Source organism: Acinetobacter sp. YH12076, assembly GCF_013419525.1.
GTDB lineage: Bacteria > Pseudomonadota > Gammaproteobacteria > Pseudomonadales > Moraxellaceae > Acinetobacter > Acinetobacter amyesii.
The window spans coordinates 103953-125784 of record NZ_VOZY01000012.1; the positions used below are offsets into that span (position 1 = coordinate 103953).

A 21832-nucleotide genomic window follows, 5' to 3' on the forward strand; every position below is an offset into this window, starting at 1 on the left:
AGGAACAATAATGTCTAATCTCTCTTACGCTAATGGCGGCAATGGTGCATGGCAAACTTTTTTGGCACAGGTAGACCGCGTGGCGCCTTATTTAAGTGAAGATCTGGCCGATTATGTAGATACTTTAAAACGTCCAAAACGTGCCTTAATTGTCGATGTGCCGATTATTATGGATGATGGATCTATTCAGCACTTTGAAGGCTATCGTGTACAGCATAACCTTTCACGTGGACCGGGCAAGGGCGGTATCCGTTTTCATCCAGAAGTTGAATTAAACGAAGTGATGGCGCTCTCAGCGTGGATGACCATTAAAACCGCGGTGTTAAATTTACCTTTTGGTGGTGCAAAGGGGGGGGTGCGCGTCGATCCGCGTAAACTTTCAGCACGTGAGCTAGAGCGTTTAACTCGTCGTTATACCAGTGAAATTGCACATATTATTGGGCCGCAAAAGGATATTCCTGCACCAGATGTAGGTACAAATCCAAATGTTATGGGCTGGATGATGGATACCTATTCATCGGGTCAAGGTTATACAGTTACTGGCGTGGTTACAGGTAAGCCTGTACATTTAGGTGGATCTTTAGGCCGTGTAAAGGCTACAGGTCGCGGTGTGTATATTACAGGCTGTCAGGCAGCAGAAAAAATCGGTTTGAATATCGAAAATGCCAAAGTGAGCATTCAAGGTTTTGGTAATGTCGGTAGTGAAGCAGCCAATTTATTTTATTTATCGAATGCGAAAATTGTCTGTATTCAAGATCATACCGGAACGATTTATAACGCAAGTGGAGTAGATTTAAATGCTCTACACACTTATGTGCAGGAAACCCAAGGCGTTGCAGGCTTTAGCGGTGCAGACAAAATTGACAATGAAGCATTTTGGGATGTTGAGACGGACATTATCATTCCTGCAGCGTTAGAAGGTCAGATTACAGTAGAACGCGCACAGCGTTTAAAAGCCAAAATGATTTTGGAAGGAGCAAACGGACCGACCTATCCTGAAGCGGATGATATCTTAACTGAACGTCAAATTACGATTGTGCCAGATGTAATTTGTAATGCAGGCGGTGTGACAGTCAGTTACTTCGAATGGGTACAAGATATGGCGAGCTATTTCTGGAGTGAAGCCGAAATTAATGACCGTTTAGATAAATTGATGATTCAAGCGGTGGAAGATGTATGGTCATGTGCTATAGAGAATAGCTGTACCTTACGTACAGCAGCTTATATTTTGGCATGTGAACGTATCTTGAAAGCGCGTAAAGAGCGAGGAATATTCCCAGGCTAAACATTTAGCATTTTTAAAAATGATTGATATTTTAAAAAACAAATAGTTGCATAAATATCAGTTAAGGCGTCCAATTGAGAACATATTATTTTCTTATAAGATGAGATATTCAATTGTATTTTATTTGATCAATTGTTTTGAAGTGTTAGCAAGGCTTGGCAAGAGAATTGAAAGTGCTATATTTAAATCACGGTAGGTCATAAAACGACGCTACCAATAAGTTGGACGGATCAATGACAGCTCGTTGAGTTTCGTAATATTTTAGTCTTAAGATATTGCAGACAATAAATCAGCACTAGCCTTCCAACATAGAGCCCGCAGCGATGCGGGCTTTTTAATGCCATTTTAGATTTGAGAATATAGTGCTTTTGTCAAACAATAATTAAATAGTCAACCTATGTTGTTGATATATAATTACTAAAGTAAAATAAGTTTACATTGCCATGAAATCTAACATTTACAAAGTAAGTTAATGTGTAAAGGTGTGATATAAAAAATGCAATTATTAAAACAAGTAGAGACGTTACCATGACACAGATGATTGACATAAAGGTAAAGGACCAATTTAGTCAGGTTTATGAAGCACAAGCTTTGGTGCGTAATCCTTCAGAAGAAGATTCAAGAGCGCTGTTTCATCGCATTGAACATATCATTATTGCAGGTGAAATCATCCTACCCAGTATCGAACTACTTTTTGAAAGTCAAAAATCGGACAGTATTTACAAGCTTTTAGAAGCTTAAATTGAATGAACAAAAAAACTCACCTTATGGTGAGTTTTTTATTTTTAGAAATAGAACTTTAAGCTGTTTGATCTGCTTTAAATTGATTCAAAATATAAGACAGTAACTGATAGCGTGTCATCGGGTTGCTAGAAGACAGTTCAACGTCTTGTTTACGCACTTGAATTTCTTGAGTTAAAACTCCAGCTTGAAAACGTTGCACGATCATATGATCTTTTGATACATCATGGTCGGTCAGCACCAGTTTTGGTCCAAGGTGCAAATGTCCAATCGCATCTAGACATTGTTCAAGGCTGCTATATAGGTTGAAAAGGATGAGTGCCTGATCATTAGAATAATTGGCTAAATTCATTTTTATTATCCATGGTCAAAAATTATTGAGCAGGAATAGTGTATATGAATTGAGCAACAATAATCTGTATGGATTATTTTTCATTTAATGTCTATCTAGCTAACTTTGGTTAAATCATTGAGACAGCTTAAATCTTTATGAAAAATAAGTTGGAATTCGCTTTAAATTAAAGCGGCTTGAATAGCAATGGGACATCATAACGGGCAAATTCTTCAATGATACTGTTTAAAATCAATTGAGCTTGAGGTTCCGCTGCTGTAAAGGTGAGTTCTTGGTTCGTTTGGCTGTTAAAGCATTCGACTTGTTCTATACGCCAAATTGTTTCAATGGCTGTATTTTGAATGACCACACGTCGAGGTTGTAATTCATCACTAATTTTTCGTGGCAAGACATAGGTAATGGCCAATTGAACATTAGGCAATTCGTCTTGTGAGGTTAAGAAGGTAAATACCCAATTGCCAATTTTGCTGAGTTGCATAGGATTATCGAAAGAATCAAATTCTAAACAAAACTGTTGTGACATTGACATGCTCAAACGCTAGGAGATCGGTTTTATTCTTGCGATTTTTTACTGTTGATTGACATTAGGGGAAGGTCGTATAAAACAGCAGTTAAAACCATAAATGAAATAAGTGAATCGATAAAGTTAATAAAATTCAATTCTTTATATTGATATGTGTGAAGAATAACTCACCTCATTAAGTTGTTTTTTGAATGAGAAGTGAGGAAAAGTCTCTAAGTTAAATCAGTTGTTGCAGATTTTTTAGACTGTAATTAATTTGCTGTAATGCATGTTGTAAGAGTTTAGGTTGAATATTGGATTCATTTAGACAGGTGATCCATTGCATCTGACAGGCTTTTAATTCTGCAATGTCCGTGGCCTGTTGAATATTAAGCATTAATTTTTTTGCCATCAGTCCACAATAACGCTGTAAGTAACTGCACATAAAATTCTGTAACTCATCAAAATCGTGCTCGATGAAATCAATGATTTGTTCTGCTAAAACAGGGTTGTTTGATGTTGTGTTTTCAGGTGTGGCTTGATTAAATTGATGGGATATAAAGCCCATTGCATCCATAGGTAGGGAGGTCGTCAGTGCGTACTGTGAATGAATCTGAGGAACTTCCATCGTAGGAATTGAAAGTTCATTAAAAGTCACATGTTCTTGCGCTGTGAGATCAGATGCAGGGCTAAGGTTATTGAGATCGGACGTATTGCTAGGCGCTTTTTTAGGAGTATTAAAACCAGAAAAATCTGAGCTTTGAAGGCGTAGATGATCATGTGCTGTAATTGGCTGAATCAGCCCAAGTTCCATTAGTTGCTCGAGCAATGTCTCTTCAGCAATCCGCTGCTGATAATGCACTGGCATTTGGTTAAAGTCATCACTACCAATTAAGAGTAGCAGACGACGTTGTCTTGCATTTAATGCGAGCTGTCGGTCTTTTAAAGTTTGAAAACCCAGCTCAGTTTTTTGATAGTTGAACATGCCTTAATTCCATAGCTCAAAAGAATTAAGGCAATCCTATGCAGTGATAATGACAGTAATATTAAGAAAATATTAAACAATCAATGATTTATAGAGTAATGACAGCAGAGTTTTCTAAAGCTTTACGCAAATAAGGGTCTAAGTCATCTTGACGTAATAGCCATTGCACATAGTCCGCAGGTAATTCTGCAATTGCGGTACCACGGTGTTTACCAAAATTAATACTGCGTGGAATGCGAGCATCTTCCGAAGCTTCGTATAATTCTTCGATGCTGTTGATTTTTAAGTGATGGACAATATGCATCAAAATATTGGCAGTTAAAATGATATCCATATCTGCGCGGTGAGCTTTACGGATCATTTCACGGGCTTTTTCACTGCCTTTGGTGATCATATATATCAAGGCAGAAATATTATGCGCTTCTGCATCAGGCCAAACACGACGAGCTAGCGCAAGGGTACAAATGGCTTTAATTTTTGAACCATCTACACCGCATTTTTCGAGCGCTCGAATATCGTAGTCGATATTATGCCCAATGATATATGTCGTCTCTGATGGGAGTTCAAAACTGCTGTAGTGGGGCTGACCTTCAAGATCTGATTCTAAAATATGATGAACAGCCATCGCTGCAAAAGAAATAGCTTCATCACAACGATATAGTTGATCAAAAATTTTAGATTTATCTAAAGTGATTTTGGCATCTGCCACCTGAATTGGAGCATAGGCAATCTCGATGGGTTGTCCATTTAGTGTATGGGTTTCTGTGTCGAGAATGATGGCTTGCATGTCCAGTTCCAGCATGTTGAATAATGTTTATGAATGTACATGATCACATCCACACTGACAAACCCATGCTGTGATTATTTGTAGGAATATTATGAAGATGGCTGCGCAGTGTTTAAATAATCTGCTTTTATCGCATCTGCTGAAATAAAACCTTTACAGCGGGATAAAGCTAAACCATCTTCTAAATCGACTTATTTTAAAGGCTTTTGTCCATCGTGATATCCAAAAATGTCGCTAAGTGGATTAAGCACTAGAGTATGTTCACGATCAATAGCATGGTGGTTTTTCGGCTTTACTTTTGTGCATATGTTTGTGTAGTTGGCAGGGGGTACAGCATTTTTGTTGATTTTACATTTTGCTTTAACCTCCGAAAAATAGCCCAATCTGTATCCAATGATCAGAAATATAAGTTCAGCCATTTTTCTGAGATCGGGGTGGCTGATTTATTTGAATGCTGTTAATCCATATCGAGCTAAAACAAAGTTTTAGTTCTATATTAATTTGATAAATTAAAATAAGAGTAGTTGCTTAAAAATTAGGCTTGAACAAAAGTTTGTTCCATGTATTTAATGATTCATATTCAATGAAAAATTGACTTTAAAACAACAAACAAAAGGATCATGGAATGAAAATGCTGCGTTTAACGGTTTTAGTCAGCAGTATGCTATTTTTAGCAGCCTGCGGTAATGATAGTAATGACCAACAATTTAGTAATCCTGAAACAAATGCTGATCTCAATCAGATCAAAAATCCGGTGGTAACTACAACAGCCTATAGTCAAGACAATATGCCTGCTGTGAGTGCAGACAGCCGATTGATGACCTATAAAATGCTAGGAGTAGATGGCAAAGTTGTTCAAGCCACAGCCTTAGTCTTTACCCCAAAAACAGTTGCTCCGGCAGGTGGTTGGAAAATTGTGGCTTGGGCACATGGAACGACCGGTGTGGCTGATAAATGCGCTCCGAGCCGACAAGGTTTGCAAGGCACTGAATATTTATTGCAAATGTTATTGGCAAAGGGTTATGTCGTTGTGGCACCCGATTATGAAGGATTAGGGGAACCTAGTGGACGTGAAAACCATCCTTATCTGAATCTAAAAAGTGAAGCCTTTTCGATTACCGATGCCGTTGTTGCAGCTCGAAGTTACTTAACCAGTCAAGGTAAAATGGTGTCGAAGGATTGGCTTTCGATCGGACATTCTCAAGGTGGTCAGGCCGTGTTAGGTGCGGCTGAATATGCATCACGTGCTGACTTAAATTATAAGGGAACGATTGCCATAGCACCTGCAAATAATCTTGCGCTCATTCTTGACGCAGGCGAGAAGTTAGCTGTAGGTAAACCTGCAACCGTGCAAAGTATGATTTATGCACCTTTAGACAGTTTTACTGCGCAGATCATTGCGGGTATGCAAGGGCATAAAAACAGTGTGGATTATTCAAAAGTATTTAGTGGACATCTGGCTGCGATTGCACCTCAGGCTGAAACAGTGTGTTCAGGCGAGTTAACCAAGTTAATTCAAGATGACATGCTCAGTTATGCGAGTCAGAACACGACTTTGGATAACTATGGCCGCACGCAGTCTGATTTCTTAACTTTAAAGCCAATCCAAAACTTTATGAGTGAAGGTTTACAGCCTTTAACGACAGCGGTGAAAACGCCGATCATCATTTATCAAGGTAAAGCCGATCAAACCATTCCAGCAGATGCGACTAAATTTATGATTAGCCTTGCTAAGCCGGGAACATCGATTGACTATCGTGAGCAAGCGACAGCAGATCATATTAGTATTTATACCGATAATCTGGCAAATTTTGTGCAAGATGTAGAGACTCTCATGCCAAATCAATAAGTTGATTTGACTTAAATAGTGCTCGTGCAGATTCAACACGGGCATTATTTATTTAAAAACAGCACAAACTTCCCTCTCTCATTTCTAAAACTTCATGCTACAATACGCGCCAATCTTAGCACGGCTTAAAAGCCCTAATTTAATAGGACCTCGCTAATGTTTGCCAACACCTCTATTGCTCAATTTGACCCTGAATTAGCTCAAGCGATCTCGAATGAAGATGCTCGCCAAGAAGCGCACATTGAGTTAATCGCTTCAGAAAACTACTGTTCACCTGCAGTAATGGAAGCTCAAGGTTCAAAACTTACTAACAAATATGCAGAAGGCTACCCTGGTAAACGCTACTACGGCGGTTGCGAGTATGTAGACGTGATCGAACAATTGGCCATTGACCGTGCTAAAGAATTGTTTGGTGCTGATTATGCAAACGTTCAACCACACGCTGGTTCACAAGCAAACTCTGCAGTTTACCTTGCGCTACTTAACCCAGGCGATACAGTTTTAGGTATGAGCCTGGCTCACGGTGGTCACTTGACTCACGGTGCTAAAGTTAGTTTCTCTGGTAAAACTTACAACGCAATTCAATACGGTTTGAACCCAGAAACTGGCGAAATCGACTATGAAGAAGTTGAACGTTTAGCTGAAGAACACAAGCCAAAAATGATCGTGGCTGGTTTCTCTGCGTATAGCCAAGTTGTTGATTGGCAGCGTTTCCGTGATATCGCGGACAAAGTTGGCGCTTACTTATTCGTAGATATGGCTCACGTAGCTGGTCTTGTTGCTGCTGGTGTTTACCCAAGCCCAGTACAAATTGCTGACGTAACTACAACGACTACACATAAAACACTTCGTGGTCCACGTTCTGGTTTAATCCTTGCGAAAGCAAACGAAGAAATCGAGAAAAAATTACAATCAGCTGTATTCCCAGGTAACCAAGGTGGTCCTTTAGTTCACGCTGTAGCGGCTAAAGCGATCTGCTTCAAAGAAGCAATGGCGCCTGAATATAAAGCTTACCAACAACAAGTTGTTAAGAATGCGCAAGCAATGGCTGAAGTTTTAATCGAACGTGGTTATGATGTTGTTTCTGGCGGTACTAAGAACCATTTGTTCTTATTATCTTTAATTAAACAAGACATTACTGGTAAAGATGCCGATGCTTGGTTAGGTGCTGCTCACATTACTGTGAACAAAAACTCAGTACCAAACGACCCACGTTCTCCATTCGTGACTTCGGGTATCCGTATCGGTACTCCTGCTGTAACAACACGTGGTTTTGGCGAAGCTGAAGTACGTGACCTTGCAGGCTGGATCGCTGACGTTCTAGACAGCAAAGGTGACGAAGCTGTGATTGCTGCAGTGAAAGAAAAAGTTGCTGCTGTTTGCGCTAAATTCCCAGTTTACGCAAAATAAGTCTGACTTGAGAAAGCCCCCTCAAGGGGGCTTTTTTTATGTCATCAGAAAAATTCAAAAGTTATCTAAACATTTATATTTCTGTTATAACGGAATAAGAGATAACAAAAAATTTGCCCATCGCTATAGATCTGTTGGCAAGGTCGCAAAGGAACTTTATATGAAAAAACCCAATATTATTCTTTCAGAACAAGATTTACATCGTTTAGAAACCATGTTGGAGCATCAGTCTAAGCTGACGCCGACGATGGAGCATTTGGAAGATGAGATGGCGCGCGCTGAAGTGGTTGCTCCACAAGATGTCCCTGCCAATGTGGTGAGTATGAATGCCAAAGTTCTCATTAACATTGCACCTGCGACAGAAGCAACCGAAATTACACTGGTCTATCCACATGATTTTCGTGGCGATAAAGGTCAAGTCAATGTTTTGGCTCCAGTGGGTGCTGCCATATTAGGTTTGGCTGAAGGGCAGGAAATAGAATGGCCGCAGCCTGATGGTCACACTATGAAAGTCAAAATCATTAAAGTGCTCTATCAACCTGAGCGTGAAGGGGACTATTTATAATTCCACTGCTATACAGATAAATTCTGCACACAAAGCCATCGATACTGATGGCTTTTTTATTTTTCGATATCGCATTTTTAGATATGAAATCGGCAAAAGTTGTTAAGCAGATTTTATTACAACCATAGCAGTTTAACTTGGGAAAACTGTCAAAGAATTGACAGAGTCATGGGCACGAAGTCGGCACACTTTATATCAACAACACCATCGTTGCTTAATAATTTGAAGAATAAGGTAGAGCCCTATGACACAATTAGAATCGAATCATTACAATCCAGACTATCAATATCAGCATATTGAAGTAAAACCTGTAACCGGTCGTATTGGTGCGGAAATTTCTGGCATTCAGTTGTCTGGAAATTTAGACAAAAGCGTGGTCGATGAATTTAATCATGCACTATTAAAATATAAAGTTGTATTTGTGCGTGGACAGCAAGATCTCACAGATCTAGAACAAGAAGCCTTTGCACGACTTTTAGGTAATCCGTTGAATCACCCAAGTGTGCCACTCAAAGATGGTACAGCACATACTTTGTCAATTGACTCACGTGGTGGGCGTGCAGACTCGTGGCATACCGATATTACGTTTTTGCCCAATTATCCTAAAGCCACAATTTTAAGAAATGTAGTTGCACCTGAACATGGTGGCGATACGGTTTGGGCCAATACCGTGACCGCTTATGAAGATTTAAGTCCTGAGCTGCAAAAGTTGGCGGAACAATTACGCGCGGTGCATAGTAATAGTTATGACTATGCGGCGCCGAAAGGTCAGTACAATGAAGAAGGTCGCCATTTATTCCGTACTGCAGTAGAAGTGGAAACTGAGCATCCTTTGGTGCGTGTACATCCTGAAACAGGTGAAAAAAGTTTGGTGTTGGGTCACTTCTTTAAACGCTTCAGTGGATACAGTCCGGCACAGTCACGACGATTATTTGAACTCTTTCAAGAGCAAATCGTGCAATGGGAAAATATTGTGCGTTGGCGCTGGGCGGTTGGTGATGTTGCAATTTGGGATAATCGTGCGACGCAGCACCGTGCCATCAATGACTATGGTGATGAGCTACGTATCGCCTCACGTGTCACTATCGAGGGCGATGTGCCTGTCGATGTAAATGGTCAGCCGAGTACTGTACTGAAAAATATTCAAAACACCGACATTTCAAACTTCCGTTCTGAAGCAGGCCGTATTTATGAGAAAGCATCTTAAGTATTAGAGCGTCATTTAAAACAGCATAAAAACAGATAAATAATGCGAAAAACAATGGTTTTACATTTTTCAGCACTTGCCTAAGATCAATGAGATCTTAGGCATTTTTTTATAGACGTGAGCGATCAAAAGAACACAGCCCAACAGCATTTGTTGCAAATTTTGCGTAATGAAGACATCTTTCAGGGCTTTAGCGATCAGACTTTAGAACAGCTTGTGCAACAGGTGAAATATTCACGGTTTCATTCGCAGCAGCACATCTTAAAACAACAACAAATCGTGCAAGATATTTATATTTTGCTTTCAGGTACGCTACAAATTGGTTGGTTGCAAAATAATGGTGAATTGATTGTAAATGACTATATCCGTCGCCAGTCGGTATTTAATTTTGTCGCACTCTTACAACAAAAGCCTTTGAATTATGATTATTTTGCTGCGACACACGTCGAGGTGGCAATCATTTCTGGAACAAGGTTTTTAGCAGTTTTACAGCGTGATCCGAAGGCGCTTTGGAATGTCGTGCAATCTCTCAGTCGACGCATGTATTTGATGTTTGAGCATAATCGTTATTTGCGAACGGCAACGCTAGAGCAGCGTATTGCTAGACATTTGATTCGACTCTATGAGCAATATGGATGTCGGCAGGAAATTCCCCTGAAACTCAGTCAGCAGGAATTTGCAGAGTCTTTTAATATTTCACGCCAAACGTTGAATAAACATCTGCAGCAATTTGTCCAAACACAAGTGATCGCGTGGAATTATGGACAAATCGTGATCTTGGATCTTGATCGTTTAAGGCGAATGAGTGAACTTGATGAATAACTGGATTTAAAATTTGACGAGAAGCCATAATCGCAAATGGCTTCATTGATCTTACATAGATTAGTGCTTACTGATTTTATCCAAGTAACCCATCATAAAAGCAGAAAAAACAAAGGTTAAATGCATGATGATGTACCACATGATTTTGTCATTGGGGATGTTTTTCGCATCCATAAAAATGCGTAATAAATGAATCGAAGAAATTGCCACGATTGATGCTGCAACTTTGAGTTTTAATGAATTGGCATCCATGGTGCCGAGCCAATTCAAGCGATTGGTCGATTCATTAATTTTTAATTGCGAAACAAAGTTTTCATAGCCTGAAAACATCACCATCACAATCAGTCCGCCCACCATAGTCATATCGACCAAAGAGAGGATGACTAAAATCAGGTCAGCTTCTGAATATTCTAAAATATGCGGAAGGACATGAATGACTTCTTGGAAAAATTTAATCGCGAGCAGTAGCAGTGCAAAGGATAAACCAAAGTACACGGGAGCTAGAATCCAACGTGCAGCATACATTGTATTATGGAAAAAACGTTCCATTTAAGCCTCTAAAATTATTGATCTAATATTTGGTTCTAAAGTGTATGAGTTAAATTTTACGATAATTTTGATAATAATTCATGTAGAGTCAGTTGTTTAATTTAAATCTAGATTGAATCTTTGGGTATCTTAAGCTTGAATTCATCTGTGTAGGTCATCATATCCATTGAAATGATGCCGTATGGCTGCTTAGGCGGTTCTATATGCAACGGTTGAATTTAATAACGAAATTTGACCGATGAAATAGATGTATTTTTTGCAAAATACTACAAGACTTTTATGGCAGAACTTGTAGTATAAAAATGATTTTATTGAGTTTAATTGGCTATGTCACAAATTGATGTATTGGTGCCGTTAAAGGATATTACGGTAGATCGGGCGGAAGTGCTTTCGATTAAGCGGAATGACCTTGTGCCATTACTGACCGATCAATATCGTCTAAATCATTATGCAGATCAATTAATTCAAGCACAGTCGGTGCTGCTAGACGGTGTTGACCCTCAGTTGACGAAACAACTTAGTCAAACCATTGAGCAGTTGATTCAAGCCTTAGCCAATTCAAAAAAATATTTAAAAACACGCAAATTTAATGCCCTGCAAAAATGGTTAGGCATAGATTTGGAATATGGTTCAGGACAAGTTGAATATTATAAAAATCTAGATCAATTACTTGATCGGGCAAATCATCTGAGCCAAAAATTACAGTTAGAAATTCAAAAGTCCCAAGCACGTTTTAATCAACTACAAGGCTTACGTGAGCAAATGGCGCGCTATATCGTCGCGGCTGAAGAGTTCTTGGTGGAATACCCACAGTTTGTAAAAAAACAGCATCCGCTTGACAACTTTGCAGAACGTTTATCGAAAAAGGTGAATACGTTGCAAACCTTACAAGCCAGTAATGATATTGCAATTACGCAAATGCAGCTTTCTCAGCAGCTTTCTTTTGAATTATTAGATCGATATAAGGAAGCTCAGCAGGTGTTGATTCCAGCATGGCAATATCATGTGAAACAAAGTCGTCAAAGTAACTCGACAAGTTCATTGGAAAAGCTTGATAATAGCCGTGAAAATTTGATTAAAACTTTAAAAAAATCATTAGAGAATTCCTCTAAGTCTTAGAAATATAAGGTGAGTTATGACCGATTTAGATGCCAAAAATTTACCCGTTGAAGTAAGCAAAGAGTTGACTGAAGAAAAGTTTCAGCAACTCAATTTGCAGGAAATTGGCTTACAAACTTCCGATTTTCACGAAGTCGAAGCTGCACGTAAGGAATTGGCAGATTTAAGTCATAATAGTGTTGCTGAATATGGTAAAAACATTGCCACCAAGACGTCGACCTATACCGATGAATTATTAAATTTGGTGCAAAATAAAGATCTAGATGCGACAGGTCAAAAGCTCAATCAGGTGGTACAAGTCGCACAGCAGCTAAACACTACGAGCATTTTAAATAAATCTAAAAGCTCAGGATTTTTTGGTGGGTTACTGAGTAAATTTAAAGGTGCCAAGCAAAGTTTTGATCAGCACTTTAATACCACCAAAGAGCAAATTGATGCGTTGGTCAAAGAAATTGAAACTTCGCAAAATGGCTTAAAAGCGCGTGTAAATACCTTAGATAAAATGTTTGAAGGCGTACAAGACGAATATAAACAATTAGGGGTGTATATTGCCGCAGGTAAGTTGAAAGAGCAGGAAATCCAACAGGAAATTGCAAGCTTAACCACACAAGTTCAAGATCAAACCACTACGCAAAAAGTCTATGACCTCAACCATTTGGCTAATAATCTTGAAAAACGTGTGAGTGATCTACAGATCTTGCAACAATCTGCCATGCAGACCTTACCGATGATTCGCATAATTCAATCCAATAATTTGATGTTGGTTGATAAATTTTATGCTATTAAAAATATCACCTTACCGGCATGGAAAAACCAAATTAGTTTGGCGATTTCATTGCAAGAACAAAAGAACAGCGTGCAATTGGCAAATAGCATTGATGATGCGACCAATGACCTATTAAAACGCAATGCAGATTTATTGCATCAAAACTCTGTCGATACAGCGAAAGCCAATCAGCGTTCAGTGATTGATATCGAAACACTTGAACATGTGCAAAATACCCTCATTAAAACCGTTAATGATGTGATTCAAATTCAGAAAGAAGGTGTACAAAAGCGTGAAGAAGCGACGACACGTATTCGTGCCTTACAAAACAATTTGAATCATTTAGTAATTGAATCGAGTGGTTCAAACCCTTCTTCATAAGCTGTGAGGGAGGTGAAAATATAATCTGAAGGAGTATGTCTTTGCCTCCCATTGATGAATATGCGCTAAATCCGCAGCAACTGGAAACAGGGCTTCAAACCATTAAGAAGCGTCAACGCAATTTGACGTTATTGACTTTAACCAGTGTTTCTGTGCTGATCGTTTCAGCTGTGATGTTGTTTATTCAGCATGATATGGTTTATAGCTTTTTTGGCCTAAGTTCTAGCGTACAGCAACTGCATATTCCCGTCAGTGCAGGTGATTTGACATATCAACTCGGTGAGTCTTCCGACTATTTTTTAAACTTTTTATCCTTTATTGGTTGGTTATTTCTAAAACTCATCGTTTCATTTATTGGCGCATTTTTCTTGGTTGGTTTTCTAAAAAAAATTCAATTTTTTAGAATTCGATTCCAATCTTTTATATTGAAATTTGTCGGCTGGATTTTATCGTTTATTGTGCTTTGGTCAGGCTTAACCTATGTGCAATATGACCTTAATCATGATGATCGTGCAGCAGATCAAAGATTGGTACATTATGAAAAAAATATTCAGGAAAGCCAGCTGGCTTTCGAAATGGAAGATGCACAATTGGCAAAACCCGTGCAAGCCTATTTACTTGCACAAGCTGCTTTGATGCATAAGCCTGTAGATCGTGCGACAGCCATTCCTTTGGTGCAATCCTTAATCAATACCGAGCAACAAAATCCAGCAAAATTCCGTGAATACGGTTTTCAGCCTGAACAGCTCTGGGCGATGCAAAATCAGCTATTTGATAAAACCATGACACCGATGGCGCAAAGCGTGGAAAAACAAGTTCAGCAAGCCAATGTAGTAGAAGTTGTTGTACGTTGGGTGTTGATCGTCGTGATAGTACTCACGCTGATTTTGAGCTTAATTTTGTATCTGCTTTCTCAGCAGTTCAAATCACGGATTAATCGAATTGAGCAGGGACTTCATTAATAGGCCTATTTTCTTTTTAGATCATTGCATTGCTCAGAATAAAAATCCCCATCACATAGTATGGGGATTTTTGATCTTGGGTAGATTAACTTGCGCGATGAAACAGTTGTCGAAGTTCCTGTGTAGAAAAAGTCTGATCATTCACTTCGCCATCCACAAGGTAAAAAGGAATGGGGTGCTGTCCCTTTGATTTTACATACTGTGTAATTTCGTGCTGACGGTCCGCAATATCTTTATGTTGAATTGAGCGCAGTACTTTTGAGCCATCTAAACCAATGCCTTCAATGATGCTTTTTAAAACCTGAATATCAGCAATATCTTGACCGTGTGCAAATAATGCATGGAATAAGGCTTGAGTCAGGGCATATTGATCCAAAATATTGTCCAAGGCCAATATAGCTTGATGAGCCAGTTGACTGTTTGGCATACGTTTCATGTGCTCAATATTGACAATCACATCTTCGCTATAAGCGGCAAACTTTGTCATTTCGAGTTTTCGATTTGCTGCACTCGCGCCATACTTATCGGTTAAATACTGCAGCACATCTAAGCCTTGTTCAGGAATTTCTGGAACGCGTTGAATCGGTAATAGCTCTACACGAGTTGCTGTATGTTCATTCCAGTTTTGCTTCAACTTTTGAAACGCCACATAACTCATGGGATAAACAATATCAAAGACAAATTCAATTTTCATTATTCTGCTCACTGTTGATTTTATACTTGTAGATCGATGGCTGATTGATGCAAGGGATTGATTGCGGCTTTATTGATAGAACTCAAAAGCAGTCGAATCACCTGATATTTCATTTGATTTAATGCCGACTTGCTGAAATGAAACTTAAAGCTTTATAAAGATTTTGTAATTGATCAGGTCGTGCGTATGTCTTGCATAGGCTTGGTGTAATTTCAATAAAAAAGAAAAAAATGATGAATTTGTCACGATATATGTGTACGAAATAAATCATTTTAATGTTAATATACATCCATATATTCATGATTTAGAAAGAAATTTAATCATTTGATTTGTAAAACCGATTAATTTTATAAAAACAAACCGTTTCACCTATTTAATGGTTTGTTCTATCATTCTCTCATCAAATAAATTTACTCCTCTGGAGACGTTAGCAATGTTAGATCAAAATACTTCTGCTCAATTAAAAACTTTACTTGAACGCCTTGAAGGCCCGATTGAAATCGTCGCGACTTTAAACGGCACGGACAAATCAGACAAAATTAAAGAATTGGTGACTGAAGTTGCTGCTTTATCTGATTTAGTGACTGCACGTTTTGATGGTAACAACAGCCGTGCGCCAAGCTTTGGTATTGCAAAAGCAGGTGAAACTCCGCGTGTATTCTTCGCAGGTTTACCGATGGGCCACGAGTTCACGTCTTTGATTCTAGCTTTGCTACAAACTTCAGGTTATGCACCGAAAGTTTCTGACGAAGTACTGAACACCATCAAAGGTCTAGGTCTTAAAACTGACTTTGATGTGTTTGTATCGCTCAGCTGCCATAACTGTCCTGACGTGGTTCAAGCCTTGAACCTAATTGCGATCTATAACCCAGGTACAACTGCAACCATGATTGATGGTGCATTCTTCCAAGACGAAGTGGAAGAACGCAAAATCATGGCTGTACCAATGGTATTCCAAGACGGCAACCACATCGGTCAAGGTCGTATGACTTTGGAAGAAATCATTGCTAAATTAGACACCAACTCTGCTGCAAAAGATGCTGAAAAGCTAAATGCCAAAGAAGCATTTGATGTTCTTGTGATTGGTGGTGGCCCTGCAGGTAATACTTCTGCAATCTATGCTGCACGTAAAGGTATCAAAACCGGTATCGTGGCTGAACGCATGGGCGGTCAGGTCATGGATACCATGGACATTGAAAACTACACGTCGATTCAAAAGACACAAGGTCCTAAGTTTGCTGCTGAAATGGAAGCACATGTACGTGAATACGGTGTGGACATCATGAACTTGCAACGTGTATCTGACATCAAAGGTGCAGATGAAACAGCCAATGGCTTGGTTGAAGTGACTTTAGAGAATGGTGCAAAACTTGAATCTAAAGCAGTGATTCTTTCAACAGGTGCACGTTGGAGAGAAATGAACGTTCCGGGTGAACAAGAATACCGTACACGTGGTGTTGCATACTGCCCACACTGTGACGGTCCATTGTTTAAAGGTAAACGTGTTGCGGTGATCGGTGGTGGTAACTCTGGTGTCGAAGCGGCGATTGACCTAGCTGGTATTGTAGAACATGTAACACTTGTTGAGTTTGATACTAAGCTTCGTGCTGACCAAGTCCTTCAAGACAAGTTAAATAGCTTACCGAACACCACTGTGATCATGAATGCATTGTCTACAGAAGTGGTCGGTGATGGTTCACAAGTGACTGCATTGAACTACAAAGACCGTGCAACTGATGAAATCAAAACGATTGAATTAGCAGGTATCTTTGTACAAATCGGTTTGTTACCAAACACTGATTTCTTAAAAGAAACAGCGGTTGAACTTTCAAACCGTGGTGAGATCGTAATTAACGAGCGTAACGAAACCAATGTAAAAGGTGTATTTGCTGCCGGTGACTGTACAACAGTACCTTACAAACAAATCATCATTGCGACAGGTGAAGGCGCGAAAGCATCATTATCTGCTTTTGATTACATCATCCGTTCGGGTCAATAAAAGAAAGGCCAGTGTGTTTCGAGAAACACACTGGCCGCGCTGAATGTTGTCATTAGAATATTATTTTTCTTAATATTCTCGTTTTACAGGAACTTTGGATGCTAACACCGGAGTTCCTTTTTTTTTGTCTGCAAAATTAGGATTCAAAAATGTCCCCACACATTTTGAACCCTATTCGTTGCCCAGCTATTTTTGTTTTACAACCTTATTTTTATACTTTCCCCAAGGTTGTTTCTCTATATAAAGTGGATTAAGCAAGTCTTACGCCAATCACACCATGCATTTAAGATTTAAATAAATTCAAACCCTTAAACTTCTCCAATAAATCAGTTTGGCTTTCGATATGCTCCGGATGCGGAATAATGCACTCAATCGGACAAACTGAAACGCAAGTTTGGTGCTCATAGAAACCGACACATTCAGTACAACGTGCGACATCAATTTCATAAATCTTTGAGCCTTCATAAATGGCATCATTGGGACATTCAGGTAGACACATGTCACAATTGATGCATTTATCTGTAATCAACAAAGCCATAAAGCGAACTCAAGCCTGATACGCTAAAGACGAAGCCGAAATATCTACGGTCGAATTGGGTAAATTACGAATCAGTAAGGCGTAGCGCATATCGACATCGGCAGGAACAGGAATATCCACGATATGACCTGAACCTTTGGCATCCTCAATCAGATTACCTTTTTTATCTTTCATTTCAGTTAAAACGAAGGTGATGTTGCCTGAAGTGGTCATCAGTTCTAAAGAATCACCCACAACAAAACGGTTTTTCACTTCAATTTTAAGAGAGTCGCCATTGCGTTCTAAGACTTCACCTACAAACTGTTGATGATCAAAACGTGAAGAGCCGGTTTCATAGTTTTGATATTCACTATGTACATGGCGGCGTAAAAAACCTTCGGTATAACCACGATTCGCAAGGCCTTCAAGCTGAGACATGAGAGCAGGGTCAAACGGTTTACCAGAAAGGGCATCATCGATGGCTTTACGATAAATTTGAGCGGTACGCGCACAGTAGAAGTAAGACTTGGTACGGCCTTCAATTTTTAAAGAATGAATGCCCATTTTGGTTAAACGGTCTACATGCTGTACAGCACGCAAGTCTTTTGAGTTCATGAAATAAGTGCCATGTTCATCTTCTTCGGCAGCAAACATGTCTTCTTCATTGCGTTGTAATAAAACCGGCTCGCCGAATTGGTGTTGTTCTAGGGCGTGTTGCTCATCGGCATTTTTATTATTGCAGCATGATGATTCTTCAATTTGTGTGACTGGAATAACATCACCAGTTTCATCTTCAACTGCATCGTGAATTTTATAATCCCAACGGCATGCATTGGTACATGCACCTTGGTTTGCATCACGTTTATTCATATAGCCAGAAAGTAAGCAACGACCGGAGTAAGCCATACATAATGCACCATGTACGAAAACTTCAATTTCCATATCAGGTACATTGTGTTTAATTTCTTCAATTTCTTCGATTGATAATTCACGTGACAAAATGACACGTGTCAGTCCTATATTTTTCCAAAATTTAACCGTTGCCCAGTTCACCGCATTGGCTTGTACAGACAAATGAATGGACACTTCTGGAAAATGTTCACGCACCATCATGATCAGACCAGGGTCAGACATGATCAGTGCATCAGGATTCATGGCAACCACAGGTTCAAGGTCACGGATGAAATTTTTCAGTTTTGAGTTATGCGGTTGGATGTTTACCACCACATAAAACTTTTTACCTAAGGCATGAGCTTCTTCAATGCCAATTTTTAAATTGTCATGGTCGAAAGCATTATTGCGCACACGTAAGCTATATCGCGGCTGACCTGCATACACGGCATCTGCGCCATAAGCAAAAGCGTAGCGCATATTTTTTAATGAGCCAGCAGGTGAGAGGAGTTCGGTTACGTGTTGAATCGTCATGTCAATAAAGGCATAAAAAATTTATGGCTTTATTGTAGTGATCTAAAAAAAGGATTCAACCAAGTATTTTAGTTGGGTTTTCAAGATATTCCGTTTTCCAAATGTTTTAAAATTTGGCAATCATTGATTTGGCTGGTTTCATTACAACTGGCACGGAGCGTACTTAACTGTATTTTAAAATTTTCTAATTCTTTAATTTTTTCAGAAACTTGACGAATGTGATTATCAATTAATTCATTCACAGCATGACAGCTTTGCGTAGGGGATTGCTCAAGTTCAAGCAGGGTTTGAATCTCGGTGAGAGAAATATCGAGGTTTCGACAGCGCTTAATAAAAACCAAACGTTTGTACATTTCTTCATCATAATAGCGGTAATTATTGTCTGCGCGGAAGCTAGGTTTCAGCAGTTTTTTCTTTTCATAAAAGCGAATACTGTCAACGCTTACCCCAGATTTGGTGGACAATTCTTTAATCAAATAATGTTTTTGTACGTTCATGCTTGACCTTGGAGTGAGTCCATAGTTTTGAATAAGAATAATACAAATCCATTGATTTTTAAATTGGAGCACATTTATGGCATGTACATGTAGTCATGAGCCAGCACCAAGCAAACCCAACAGTAAATTTCGTATCGCGCTTTGGATCGCCTTAATCATTAACGCCATAATGTTTTTGGTAGAGCTGATTGGCGGGGCTTATGCACATTCTTCTGCGCTTTGGGCGGACTCGCTAGATTTCTTTGGTGATGCCGTAAATTATGGAGTTTCATTAGCCGTGCTTGGCGCCAGTTTATATTGGCGTGCAACAGTTGCCTTGGTTAAAGGTTTTGTTATGGCAGCATTTGGGATCGTGGTGATTGCCAAAGTGCTCTATGCTTATGCCAATGGGATCGCACCTGAACCGATCACTATGGGGTTGATTGGTATCTTGGCTTTAGTTGCTAATGTCATTTGTGCATATGTTTTATATGCCTTCCGAGAAGGTGACTCCAATATGCAATCCGTTTGGCTATGTAGCCGTAATGATGCGATTGGTAATGTCGCGGTGATCTTGGCGGCTGTTGGGGTATTTGGTACAGGCAGTCTATGGCCAGATTTGATCGTGGCCGCAATCATGGCGATTTTAGGTTTAACGGGCGGTTATCAGGTGATTCGAAAAGCACTACAGGAGCGTAAGCAAAAAGATATTTTAAGCACGCCTTGCTCTTAAATTCACCGTTAATGGCATTCATTTCAGCAAGGTTTTAAACGCAGATAAGTGGTCGTTAAGTCGCTAGTTGAAATAAAATTAGCAGTCAGTTTTATACGAAATTTTCCTGACTGCTAATTTGATAAATCTTCTGAAATCAGACTGTATTTAATGGGATGCTGAGCTTTTATCTACAGACTCCAATTAAGTTATGCTTTACAATAGCGCGCGAAAATCATGTTTAAAAATTAGGTTTTCTACCTTAAAAGCTTTATGTTTAGGCCCCATTGGTGCATCAGGTAAATTAAATGTCGAAAAAGCAAGACATCATTAACGTTGCGCTCCAACTCTTCAATTCTTATAGCTATAACTCGATTGGTATAGATCGAATTATTGGGGAATCGGGCGTTGCTAAAATGACGTTTTATAAATATTTCCCCTCTAAAGCCAAATTAATTGAAGAATGTCTCGTGATTCGAAATCTTAATTTACAGGAATCACTTGAAGCTGCTATTGCAAAATGTGATCCAGAAGACCATCTTTCGCATATTAAAACCATTTTTGCTTGGTACGATGCTTGGTTTCATACTGCAGATTTTAATGGTTGTATGTTTCAAAAAGCAGTAGAAGAAATATCTAAAGTTTATCCTTCGTCATTACAACCTGCGATCGACTATAAAGAGTGGCTTAAATCAAAACTAAGTACTGCCTTGCAAAATCTGGGCATTCAGCAAACTGAACAACTCGCTGCATTTTTGAGTAGTATTTTGGATGGCATGACCATCCAAGCCCAAATTGACCCCAACCAAGTGCATTTAGCAGATTATTGGAAGCGAGTTGAAACCTTAATTCGTTTGGAATTGACCGCTTAAAATTTGCTTGTAGGTATCTAAGTTTTAAATCTAGCGACGACTTATTTGTATTGATTAACCATCAATTTTTTTCACATGACTTAAGATTCTAAGAAAATAAAAAGCGCGATTATTTGGGGTAATCGCGCTTTGCTGACAATTGTGCGTTCAAATCATTCACTTTGTTAGCTTAAGTCAATGATTTGATTTTCGAACGTTTTATACGTTTTCTCTCATTTATATTTTTACCCTCTGAATGCTAAATTCATTCGGTTTTTGCAGCAAAATAGACAGACTTGTCTGTTTTTTGAATTATAGGGGATCTTAGGTGAATTACAAGACAGGAAAGAAAGGTTTGTGTGTTTTTTAATCTAGCTTAAGTTTAAATTAATCCACTATTTTTAAAGATAATATTAAAAAATTGATCATTAAGCTCGATGTTAATTAGACGATAAAACTATTTTTACAGTTGCGTGCATGACGCTGTTCGTTGGGTGCAAGTACATGGTCTAAGACCATTTGGTGAATATTTTATATGCAAGAAGTATTTAGTGAGTGGGTTCTCAGCTTTTTATTTTTAAGTGAATTTTTGAATCGTGGATTTTACATAACGAAACATCTTCTATGGTTTTAAGCATTAAGTTTATTGATGAATTTGACTAAACTAGCAGCAAAATTATTTCCATGATTACAATTTAGAATTTTTATTATGTTAGGCAAAATACTTGCTGTATTAGAACAATTAGGTCTATCCGCCCAAAAACGTGCCATTCATGTGCAATTTTCCAACCCTGCGTTGAATGAAGAGCTTTTTATTCAACGTATTGATGGGGAGCATGTCTTAAACCAAGGCGTGCAAGCGACTTTGATTTGCCT

The 21832-nt window shown here is 38.9% G+C and carries 22 protein-coding genes; 13 read left to right on the forward strand and 9 right to left on the reverse strand.

Annotated elements, in window-relative coordinates:
• The first annotated feature begins 10 nt into the window (after nt 1-10).
• Together FTU22_RS12810 and FTU22_RS12815 are read left to right on the forward strand one after the other, a co-directional pair.
• Nucleotides 11-1285, forward strand: coding sequence for a Glu/Leu/Phe/Val dehydrogenase (locus FTU22_RS12810; RefSeq protein ID WP_180094799.1), 1275 nt, complete (start codon nt 11-13; stop codon nt 1283-1285).
• A 528-nt stretch (nt 1286-1813) separates the two neighbouring features.
• The gene (locus tag FTU22_RS12815) at nt 1814-2026 is read left to right on the forward strand and encodes a hypothetical protein (RefSeq protein WP_078189132.1); all 213 of its coding nucleotides are present in this window, start codon (nt 1814-1816) and stop codon (nt 2024-2026) included.
• Between the two features lie 58 nt (nt 2027-2084).
• Here FTU22_RS12815 and FTU22_RS12820 read toward each other — a convergent pair whose 3' ends face one another.
• The 4 genes from FTU22_RS12820 to FTU22_RS12835 form a co-directional block, all read right to left on the reverse strand.
• Complete coding sequence (locus tag FTU22_RS12820) at nt 2085-2378, reverse strand: hypothetical protein (RefSeq protein WP_111885765.1); 294 nt, start codon at nt 2376-2378, stop codon at nt 2085-2087.
• 166 nt (nt 2379-2544) lie between these two features.
• Entirely contained in the window at nt 2545-2901 is a 357-nt protein-coding gene (locus tag FTU22_RS12825; protein WP_180094801.1) for a hypothetical protein, read from the reverse strand.
• Between the two features lie 217 nt (nt 2902-3118).
• Nucleotides 3119-3865 (reverse strand): hypothetical protein, encoded by a 747-nt coding sequence (locus FTU22_RS12830; protein ID WP_180036000.1) that lies wholly within the window; start codon nt 3863-3865, stop codon nt 3119-3121.
• A gap of 88 nt (nt 3866-3953) precedes the next feature.
• Nucleotides 3954-4652 carry a 3'-5' exonuclease gene (locus FTU22_RS12835; RefSeq protein WP_168379387.1) on the reverse strand — a complete coding sequence of 233 codons (699 nt, stop codon included), beginning with the start codon at nt 4650-4652 and terminating at the stop codon, nt 3954-3956.
• A gap of 625 nt (nt 4653-5277) precedes the next feature.
• On the opposite strand from FTU22_RS12835, the gene FTU22_RS12840 reads away from it, so the two are divergent.
• The 5 genes from FTU22_RS12840 (at nt 5278) to FTU22_RS12860 (ending at nt 10505) form a co-directional block, all read left to right on the forward strand.
• Entirely contained in the window at nt 5278-6501 is a 1224-nt protein-coding gene (locus tag FTU22_RS12840) for a lipase family protein (RefSeq protein WP_180094803.1), read from the forward strand.
• Nucleotides 6502-6657: 156 nt separating this feature from the next.
• The gene (gene glyA, locus FTU22_RS12845; protein WP_111885761.1) at nt 6658-7911 is read left to right on the forward strand and encodes a serine hydroxymethyltransferase; all 1254 of its coding nucleotides are present in this window, start codon (nt 6658-6660) and stop codon (nt 7909-7911) included.
• Nucleotides 7912-8071: 160 nt separating this feature from the next.
• A complete protein-coding gene (rnk, locus tag FTU22_RS12850; protein WP_111885760.1) occupies nt 8072-8476 on the forward strand; it encodes a nucleoside diphosphate kinase regulator in 405 nt (134 codons plus the stop codon).
• A 244-nt stretch (nt 8477-8720) separates the two neighbouring features.
• The gene (locus FTU22_RS12855; RefSeq protein WP_180094805.1) at nt 8721-9683 is read left to right on the forward strand and encodes a TauD/TfdA family dioxygenase; all 963 of its coding nucleotides are present in this window, start codon (nt 8721-8723) and stop codon (nt 9681-9683) included.
• 117 nt (nt 9684-9800) lie between these two features.
• Nucleotides 9801-10505, forward strand: a complete 705-nt coding sequence (locus FTU22_RS12860) for a Crp/Fnr family transcriptional regulator (RefSeq protein WP_180094807.1) — start codon at nt 9801-9803, stop codon at nt 10503-10505.
• 60 nt (nt 10506-10565) lie between these two features.
• On the opposite strand, the gene FTU22_RS12865 is transcribed toward FTU22_RS12860, so the two are convergent.
• The gene (locus FTU22_RS12865; protein ID WP_078189122.1) at nt 10566-11054 is read right to left on the reverse strand and encodes a TIGR00645 family protein; all 489 of its coding nucleotides are present in this window, start codon (nt 11052-11054) and stop codon (nt 10566-10568) included.
• Between the two features lie 327 nt (nt 11055-11381).
• Between FTU22_RS12865 and FTU22_RS12870 the strand changes: the two genes are divergently transcribed.
• Genes FTU22_RS12870 through FTU22_RS12880 form a run of 3 tightly spaced genes read left to right on the forward strand, consistent with a single transcriptional unit; the run spans nt 11382 to nt 14282 of the window.
• Entirely contained in the window at nt 11382-12173 is a 792-nt protein-coding gene (locus FTU22_RS12870; RefSeq protein WP_180094809.1) for a tellurium resistance protein, read from the forward strand.
• Nucleotides 12174-12189: 16 nt separating this feature from the next.
• Complete coding sequence (locus FTU22_RS12875; protein WP_078189120.1) at nt 12190-13320, forward strand: toxic anion resistance protein; 1131 nt, start codon at nt 12190-12192, stop codon at nt 13318-13320.
• 41 nt (nt 13321-13361) lie between these two features.
• Nucleotides 13362-14282: a hypothetical protein gene (locus FTU22_RS12880; protein ID WP_180094827.1), complete on the forward strand. Its 921-nt coding sequence runs from the start codon at nt 13362-13364 to the stop codon at nt 14280-14282.
• 85 nt (nt 14283-14367) lie between these two features.
• Here the strand turns inward: FTU22_RS12880 and FTU22_RS12885 are convergent, their stop codons facing one another.
• On the reverse strand, nt 14368-14976 hold the full coding sequence (locus tag FTU22_RS12885; RefSeq protein WP_180094811.1) for a DsbA family protein: 609 nt from the start codon (nt 14974-14976) through the stop codon (nt 14368-14370).
• Between the two features lie 433 nt (nt 14977-15409).
• Between FTU22_RS12885 and ahpF the strand changes: the two genes are divergently transcribed.
• Nucleotides 15410-16975, forward strand: coding sequence for an alkyl hydroperoxide reductase subunit F (gene ahpF / locus FTU22_RS12890; RefSeq protein ID WP_180094813.1), 1566 nt, complete (start codon nt 15410-15412; stop codon nt 16973-16975).
• Nucleotides 16976-17258: 283 nt separating this feature from the next.
• On the opposite strand, the gene FTU22_RS12895 is transcribed toward ahpF, so the two are convergent.
• The 3 genes from FTU22_RS12895 to FTU22_RS12905 form a co-directional block, all read right to left on the reverse strand.
• Nucleotides 17259-17513, reverse strand: coding sequence for a YfhL family 4Fe-4S dicluster ferredoxin (locus FTU22_RS12895; protein ID WP_078194533.1), 255 nt, complete (start codon nt 17511-17513; stop codon nt 17259-17261).
• A gap of 9 nt (nt 17514-17522) precedes the next feature.
• Nucleotides 17523-18917 carry a tRNA 5-hydroxyuridine modification protein YegQ gene (yegQ, locus tag FTU22_RS12900; protein ID WP_180094815.1) on the reverse strand — a complete coding sequence of 465 codons (1395 nt, stop codon included), beginning with the start codon at nt 18915-18917 and terminating at the stop codon, nt 17523-17525.
• Between the two features lie 80 nt (nt 18918-18997).
• Nucleotides 18998-19414: a Cd(II)/Pb(II)-responsive transcriptional regulator gene (locus tag FTU22_RS12905; RefSeq protein ID WP_078194531.1), complete on the reverse strand. Its 417-nt coding sequence runs from the start codon at nt 19412-19414 to the stop codon at nt 18998-19000.
• Between the two features lie 76 nt (nt 19415-19490).
• Between FTU22_RS12905 and FTU22_RS12910 the strand changes: the two genes are divergently transcribed.
• Both FTU22_RS12910 and FTU22_RS12915 read left to right on the forward strand, forming a co-directional pair.
• On the forward strand, nt 19491-20126 hold the full coding sequence (locus FTU22_RS12910) for a cation transporter (RefSeq protein WP_180004217.1): 636 nt from the start codon (nt 19491-19493) through the stop codon (nt 20124-20126).
• A gap of 287 nt (nt 20127-20413) precedes the next feature.
• Nucleotides 20414-20977, forward strand: coding sequence for a TetR/AcrR family transcriptional regulator (locus FTU22_RS12915; protein ID WP_180042285.1), 564 nt, complete (start codon nt 20414-20416; stop codon nt 20975-20977).
• The last annotated feature ends 855 nt before the right edge of the window (nt 20978-21832 follow it).

What these genes read in the sequence shown, in the direction of transcription:
- FTU22_RS12915 (WP_180042285.1), top strand. Translation starts at nt 20,414, where the DNA reads ATGTCGAAAAAGCAAGACATCATTAACGTTGCGCTCCAACTCTTCAAT.
- FTU22_RS12825 (WP_180094801.1), bottom strand. Translation starts at nt 2,901, where the DNA reads ATGTCACAACAGTTTTGTTTAGAATTTGATTCTTTCGATAATCCTATG.
- ahpF (WP_180094813.1), top strand. Translation starts at nt 15,410, where the DNA reads ATGTTAGATCAAAATACTTCTGCTCAATTAAAAACTTTACTTGAACGC.
- FTU22_RS12865 (WP_078189122.1), bottom strand. Translation starts at nt 11,054, where the DNA reads ATGGAACGTTTTTTCCATAATACAATGTATGCTGCACGTTGGATTCTA.
- FTU22_RS12855 (WP_180094805.1), top strand. Translation starts at nt 8,721, where the DNA reads ATGACACAATTAGAATCGAATCATTACAATCCAGACTATCAATATCAG.
- FTU22_RS12905 (WP_078194531.1), bottom strand. Translation starts at nt 19,414, where the DNA reads ATGAACGTACAAAAACATTATTTGATTAAAGAATTGTCCACCAAATCT.
- FTU22_RS12910 (WP_180004217.1), top strand. Translation starts at nt 19,491, where the DNA reads ATGGCATGTACATGTAGTCATGAGCCAGCACCAAGCAAACCCAACAGT.
- FTU22_RS12885 (WP_180094811.1), bottom strand. Translation starts at nt 14,976, where the DNA reads ATGAAAATTGAATTTGTCTTTGATATTGTTTATCCCATGAGTTATGTG.
- FTU22_RS12875 (WP_078189120.1), top strand. Translation starts at nt 12,190, where the DNA reads ATGACCGATTTAGATGCCAAAAATTTACCCGTTGAAGTAAGCAAAGAG.
- yegQ (WP_180094815.1), bottom strand. Translation starts at nt 18,917, where the DNA reads ATGACGATTCAACACGTAACCGAACTCCTCTCACCTGCTGGCTCATTA.
- FTU22_RS12895 (WP_078194533.1), bottom strand. Translation starts at nt 17,513, where the DNA reads ATGGCTTTGTTGATTACAGATAAATGCATCAATTGTGACATGTGTCTA.
- FTU22_RS12815 (WP_078189132.1), top strand. Translation starts at nt 1,814, where the DNA reads ATGACACAGATGATTGACATAAAGGTAAAGGACCAATTTAGTCAGGTT.
- glyA (WP_111885761.1), top strand. Translation starts at nt 6,658, where the DNA reads ATGTTTGCCAACACCTCTATTGCTCAATTTGACCCTGAATTAGCTCAA.
- FTU22_RS12810 (WP_180094799.1), top strand. Translation starts at nt 11, where the DNA reads ATGTCTAATCTCTCTTACGCTAATGGCGGCAATGGTGCATGGCAAACT.
- rnk (WP_111885760.1), top strand. Translation starts at nt 8,072, where the DNA reads ATGAAAAAACCCAATATTATTCTTTCAGAACAAGATTTACATCGTTTA.
- FTU22_RS12870 (WP_180094809.1), top strand. Translation starts at nt 11,382, where the DNA reads ATGTCACAAATTGATGTATTGGTGCCGTTAAAGGATATTACGGTAGAT.
- FTU22_RS12835 (WP_168379387.1), bottom strand. Translation starts at nt 4,652, where the DNA reads ATGCAAGCCATCATTCTCGACACAGAAACCCATACACTAAATGGACAA.
- FTU22_RS12820 (WP_111885765.1), bottom strand. Translation starts at nt 2,378, where the DNA reads ATGAATTTAGCCAATTATTCTAATGATCAGGCACTCATCCTTTTCAAC.
- FTU22_RS12830 (WP_180036000.1), bottom strand. Translation starts at nt 3,865, where the DNA reads ATGTTCAACTATCAAAAAACTGAGCTGGGTTTTCAAACTTTAAAAGAC.
- FTU22_RS12840 (WP_180094803.1), top strand. Translation starts at nt 5,278, where the DNA reads ATGAAAATGCTGCGTTTAACGGTTTTAGTCAGCAGTATGCTATTTTTA.